Origin of the sequence: Streptomyces sp. WELS2 (assembly GCF_013870595.1) — a bacterium.
Classification (GTDB): Bacteria; Actinomycetota; Actinomycetes; order Streptomycetales; family Streptomycetaceae; genus Streptomyces.
In genome coordinates this window covers 1-4694 of sequence record NZ_JACBWZ010000500.1, presented here as the reverse complement: position 1 = coordinate 4694, position 4694 = coordinate 1, and the positions used below count along the sequence as shown (strand labels likewise).

The 4694-nt window shown below is 73.6% G+C and carries 4 protein-coding genes and 1 pseudogene; all 5 read right to left on the bottom strand.

What is annotated here, in order from left to right; translation table 11 throughout:
- Positions 1–488, bottom strand: a pseudogene (locus H5J33_RS24215) (MFS transporter); the annotation flags it as partial.
- On the bottom strand, positions 485–1006 hold the full coding sequence (locus H5J33_RS24210; protein WP_181796997.1) for a GNAT family N-acetyltransferase: 522 nt from the start codon (positions 1004–1006) through the stop codon (positions 485–487). The gene H5J33_RS24210 and the pseudogene H5J33_RS24215, both read right to left, overlap by 4 nt.
- Positions 1003–2181, bottom strand: coding sequence for a type III PLP-dependent enzyme (locus tag H5J33_RS24205; RefSeq protein WP_258565356.1), 1179 nt, complete (start codon positions 2179–2181; stop codon positions 1003–1005). The genes H5J33_RS24210 and H5J33_RS24205 overlap by 4 nt, the downstream gene beginning before the upstream one ends.
- Positions 2178–3470 carry a DUF6271 family protein gene (locus tag H5J33_RS24200; RefSeq protein ID WP_181796995.1) on the bottom strand — a complete coding sequence of 431 codons (1293 nt, stop codon included), beginning with the start codon at positions 3468–3470 and terminating at the stop codon, positions 2178–2180. The genes H5J33_RS24205 and H5J33_RS24200 overlap by 4 nt, the downstream gene beginning before the upstream one ends.
- Complete coding sequence (locus H5J33_RS24195) at positions 3467–4498, bottom strand: phytanoyl-CoA dioxygenase family protein (protein WP_181796994.1); 1032 nt, start codon at positions 4496–4498, stop codon at positions 3467–3469. The genes H5J33_RS24200 and H5J33_RS24195 overlap by 4 nt, the downstream gene beginning before the upstream one ends.
- Between the last annotated feature and the right edge of the window lie 196 nt (positions 4499–4694).

Below are 4694 nucleotides of genomic sequence, written 5' to 3'. Positions count from 1 at the left end.
GGGACGGACCCGGTCACGGCGGTGGCACCGGAGGCCAGCAGCGCGGCGGCGAGCAGCCCGGCGCTGAAGGTGGCGTGCAGCTGGGACATGGCGGTGCGGTCGTACGCCTTCTCCAGCGCGGCCCCCTGCGCGTTCATCGCCACGTTGAGACAGCCGACCGCGACCCCGTCGGCGGCCACGGCGAGCAGCGCCAGCGGGTAGTTCGGCACGGCGGACAGGGCGGCCAGTACGGCGGTCAGGGCGGCGGCGGACCCCAGGGACAGCCGCCGGGAGCCGAGCCGCCGCATCAGCACGGCGACCAGCGGGAAGGAGACCGCCGCGCCCGCCCCGCAGGCCATCAGCAGCAGCCCCACCTCGCCGGCGCCGAGGTCCAGCCGGGTCTTCAGCGCGGGCAGCCGGGCGATCCAGGTGCCGTACTGGAAGCCGAGGAAGCAGAACAGCGCGGCGATCGACCACTTGGCGCGCGCGAAGGATCCGGCGGTCATCACACCGCCTCCCGGTGCGGCCGGGCCGGGGCGGCCACCGGCGCCGACATGTAGACCGCGCCCCGGCCGTACTCCGGCGGGACCGGGGCCGACGGGTGGGCGCGGTAGCCGCGGGCGCGCCAGAACCCCTCCTTGTCGCCGACGGCGACCAGCGAGACGGTGGTGAAGCCGCGCGCCCGGGCCGTCTCGGTCAGGTGGCGCACCAGCCGGGTGCCGAGCCCCCGGCGGCGCAGCGGGGCGCTGACGACGATGTCGTGCAGGTGCAGGTTGGCGGTGTCGTGGACGGCCGGTTCCGGGCTGCCCAGCGCGGGACAGCGGAACCGGGGGTAGGGCAGGGCGAGGACGTAGCCGGCGGGCCGGCCGTCGTGTTCCAGGACGAAGCAGGTGCCGGCCGAGGCGCGGGCCCGGGAGCGCAGCGCCTCCTCGCCCTCGGCGAGGGAGAGGTCCGCGTACGCCTCGCTCTCCAGGGCGGCCAGCCGGGGCCAGTCGGCCTCGGTGATGCCCCGTAGACGGTCGTTCATGTCGGTGGGAGTCCTTCCGGGCCTCGTACGCACACGCACGGCAGCGGGCGGATGCCGTTGAAGCCCTGGGTCGTGTAACTGGGGGCGTAGGCGCCGGCGGAGAGGATCCACACCGGGTCGCCGGAGGCGAGGGTCCGGGGCACGGGCACCGGGTGCCGGCCGCCGCCGTAGGCGTCGTCGCCGTCGCAGGTGGGGCCCGCGACGACGGCGGGCACGTGCTCGTCGGCCTCCCGCCCGGGGAAGACCAGCGGGTGGGTGACCTGGTCCATCTCGTACAGGCCGTTGAACTTGCCCGCGCTCAGGTACAGCCAGCGGGCCACCCGGCCGTCGGGTCCGGTCCGCTCGGTCAGCCGCACCACGTGCGCCCGGACCGCGCCGTGGTCGGCGACCAGGTGCCGGCCCGGCTCCAGGACGAACCGGAGCGGGGCGGCGGCCAGGCCGTTCAGGTGTTCCATGCCCTCGCGGAGCACGGTGAAGATCTTGTCCAGCGGCGGGTCGAGCGGGGTGCCGCGCCGGTCCAGGTAGCCGAGCGCGGGCAGCCCGCCGCCGAGGTTGACGTGGTCGGGTACGATCCCGCGCCCGGCCAGCGCGAGCAGCGTTCCGGCGAGGGTGTCCAGGGCCTGCTGCCAGGCCTCGCCGGTCATCTGCTGGGAGCCGACGTGCACGGACAGTCCGGAGGGGACGAGGCCGGCCGCGCGGGCGGCGTCCATGATCCGTACGGCGTCGTCCGGGTCGCAGCCGAACTTGCGGTTCAGGCCCCACAGGGCGCCCTGGCCGCTGGTGGCCAGCCGGCAGAACACGCGTGCGCCGGGGGCGTTCCCGGCGATCGCGGTGACGTCCTCGAGGCTGTCGGTGGCGAACGTGCGGACACCGAGGCGGTGGGCTTCGGCGATGTCGCGGTCGGACTTGATGGTGTTGCCGTAGTGGACGCGGTGGGGCGGCGCCCCGGCCCGGAGGGCCTGCCGGATCTCGGCGGGGCTCGCGGTGTCGAAGCCGGCGCCGCGGTCAGCCAGGCAGCAGAGGACCTCGTCGACCGGGCAGGCCTTGAGGGCGAAGCGGATGTCCGTCCCGGGCAGTTCGCGCAGCAGGGTGTCGTATTGGTGCTCGATGCCGGTGAGGTCGTAGCGGATGTGGTCGGTCGCGGGCGGCTGGGCCCGCGGGTCCGGGGCGTTCATGTGCGGGCCGCTTCGATCAGTGCCGGCCATGCCTCGGTCAGGAGGGCGAAGTCCTCCATGTCCCGTGCCGCCCGGTCCAGCAGCTCGTCGCGCTCCGCGGCCAGCCGGTCGGCGAATCGCGCGTACCTGCCGCCGAGTTTGCGGTACGCCGTGTCGACCCGGTCCAGGCGCCAGATGTTCTCGGTGCGGTCCAGGGTGGTGCTCTCGCGCACGAGCCGTGCCACCCGGTCGGGGCGGATCCGGTGGCCGGGGCCGAGCAGTCCGGCGGAGCCCTCCGCAGCCATGCGGTCGTAGACGTGGTGGAAGTGGAGCATGGACAGCAGGAACTTCACGAACCGCCGCTGGTAGGCGGGGAAGCCGGTGTCGGTGCGGCGTTCGGGGGTGTGGAAGTTCTCGATGTGGCGGTTGTGCAGGATGCCGGGCAGGCCCGCGTCGTGGACGAGGTGGAGGAGGAAGTAGTCGCTGCCGATGGTGTCGGTGGCGGGCGGCAGCGGGACCCGCTCGTACACCGCCCGGTCGAAGGCGATGTTGCACATGTCGACGCGCATGGGGTCGACCACGGTGAGGGTGGAGCGGTCGCCGGTGAAGGGGGCGGTGCCCGCGCCCGTGAAGGACTCCTCGACCAGCGCGCGGCGGCGGTCCTCGGGCCAGTCGCCGGGTGCCCACAGGCCGACCACGTCGTGGTAGACGGCTTCGTCCAGGCGTCGTATCTCCGCGATGTCGACGGAGAGTTCGCCGATGAAGGAGGCGCCGGCCAGGGCGACCGGGCGGTGGGCCAGGGCCGGGTCGAGGTCGGTGCGGGTGACCGATGCCGTCGCCTCGGCGGCGGGGCGGCCGAGCCAGGGCAGCTCGTGGTGGACGGGGAACACCGGTTCGCCGGCGTGGACCTGGTAGGTGCTGTCGGAGTCCCTGCGGTGCACGGAGTGGCAGCCCAGGGAGGCGGCCAGCAGGAAGGCGCGGTTGGTGCAGGCGCCGTAGGAGACGGCGGACGGCAGCATGAGGTCGAGCAGCCGGTCCGGCTCGGGCACACCGGAGCGGGCGATCGTCCGGCGCAGCCAGGCGCGTTGGCGTTCCTCGTCGAGGTGGTGGACGGTCACGCCCGGCTCCGGGGGCAGGGCCGCGACGGTGTCCGCGTGGGTGGCCCGGGTGCGGTCGTCGGCGGAGTCCAGGATCAGCAGCCGGACGTCGGCGCCGAAGTTCCGTACCGCGTAGGCGGCTTCGGCGTGCAGGGCGGTGATGGTGGCGGAGCAGGCGCGGTTGGTGGGCAGGGCGAGGCAGACGCGGTTCACCGGTCGCCTTCCCCGGCGGTCCAGGAGTCCAGCCCCAGCAGCTTGCGCCCCAGGCCGTTCAGTTCGGCGGGGCCGTAGCGGAGGGCCTCCGGCCGGCGGGCGTCGCCGAGCAGGGTGGCGTTCCAGTCGGGGGTCTCCAGGGTGCGCCAGGAGTGCACGCGGGAGTCGCGCAGGGCGGTGTGCTCCTCCAGGGCGGGCATCATCGACAGGTACTGGACGGCTCGGACAGCGTTGTCAGAGAGGTTGGGCGCCACTCCGTGGGCGAGCATCCCGTTGAAGATGAGCAGGTCGCCGGGCTGGAGGTCGGGGCGGACCACCGGGAACTCGGCGCGGTCGGCCGCGGGGCGGACCGGGTCGCGGCCGGGTGGCTGGGCGAGCCGCCACTCCTCGAAGCGGCGGAAGAGCTCCGGCGCGCACTGGAAGCCGCCGAGTTCGGGCCGGGTGTCGGTGAGCGCGATGATGCCCTGGACGCGCTGTGGCAGCACGGCGCGGGTGGAGTCGACGTCCCAGTGCAGCTCGATGTCGAAGCCCTCGTCGGTGGGTTCGATCAGGGAGCGCGAACGGGTGCGTATGTTGGGCGGGTTGAGGTTGAGCCGGTCCAGGGTGACCCACAGCTCGGGGCTGTCCCAGACGTCCACGAAGGCGTCGTAGACCCGCCGGGTCTGCCGGCTGTCCCAGATCAGCTGGTGGTGGTAGGCCTCGACGAAGCCGTAGATGTACAGGTGGCGGTCGAGTTCGGACCGGAACTCGGGTTCCTCGTACCAGGTGTCGGGGCGGTCGGGGTCGAGTCCCTGGAACTCCCAGGCGAAGTCGAGCAGGGCCTTGGCCTCGCCGGGGGTGATGGCCTCGCGGACGACGACGTAGCCGTAGGTCTGCCAGAACGCGAAGTCGTCCTCGGACAGCACGCGCAGCGGCTCGGTCTTCTCGAGGTCGCGCAGCGGGGTCGGGGTGAGGTAGGTCTCGCCGTCGGCGCTGAAGTAGGGGCGGCCGGTCGCCGCCCGGTGGAGGTAGGGGGTGGGCTCGTGCATGTGTTCACACTCCGGGGTGATCGGGACGACAACACCTGCGGGTCGGACGTGAGACATGTGCCGGTGGCATACGTCAGGGCGTGAAAAGGCCACCGGTTCACGGAGGGGGCACGGGGGGGTGGCCGCCCGCCGGGCGCGGCTACGGCGGTGGTCCGGCCGGCGGTGGGTGTGGTGGTCACGGGACGGTGCTCCTGTC

What these genes read in the sequence shown, in the direction of transcription:
- H5J33_RS24205 (WP_258565356.1), bottom strand. Translation starts at nt 2,181, where the DNA reads ATGAACGCCCCGGACCCGCGGGCCCAGCCGCCCGCGACCGACCACATC.
- H5J33_RS24195 (WP_181796994.1), bottom strand. Translation starts at nt 4,498, where the DNA reads ATGCACGAGCCCACCCCCTACCTCCACCGGGCGGCGACCGGCCGCCCC.
- H5J33_RS24210 (WP_181796997.1), bottom strand. Translation starts at nt 1,006, where the DNA reads ATGAACGACCGTCTACGGGGCATCACCGAGGCCGACTGGCCCCGGCTG.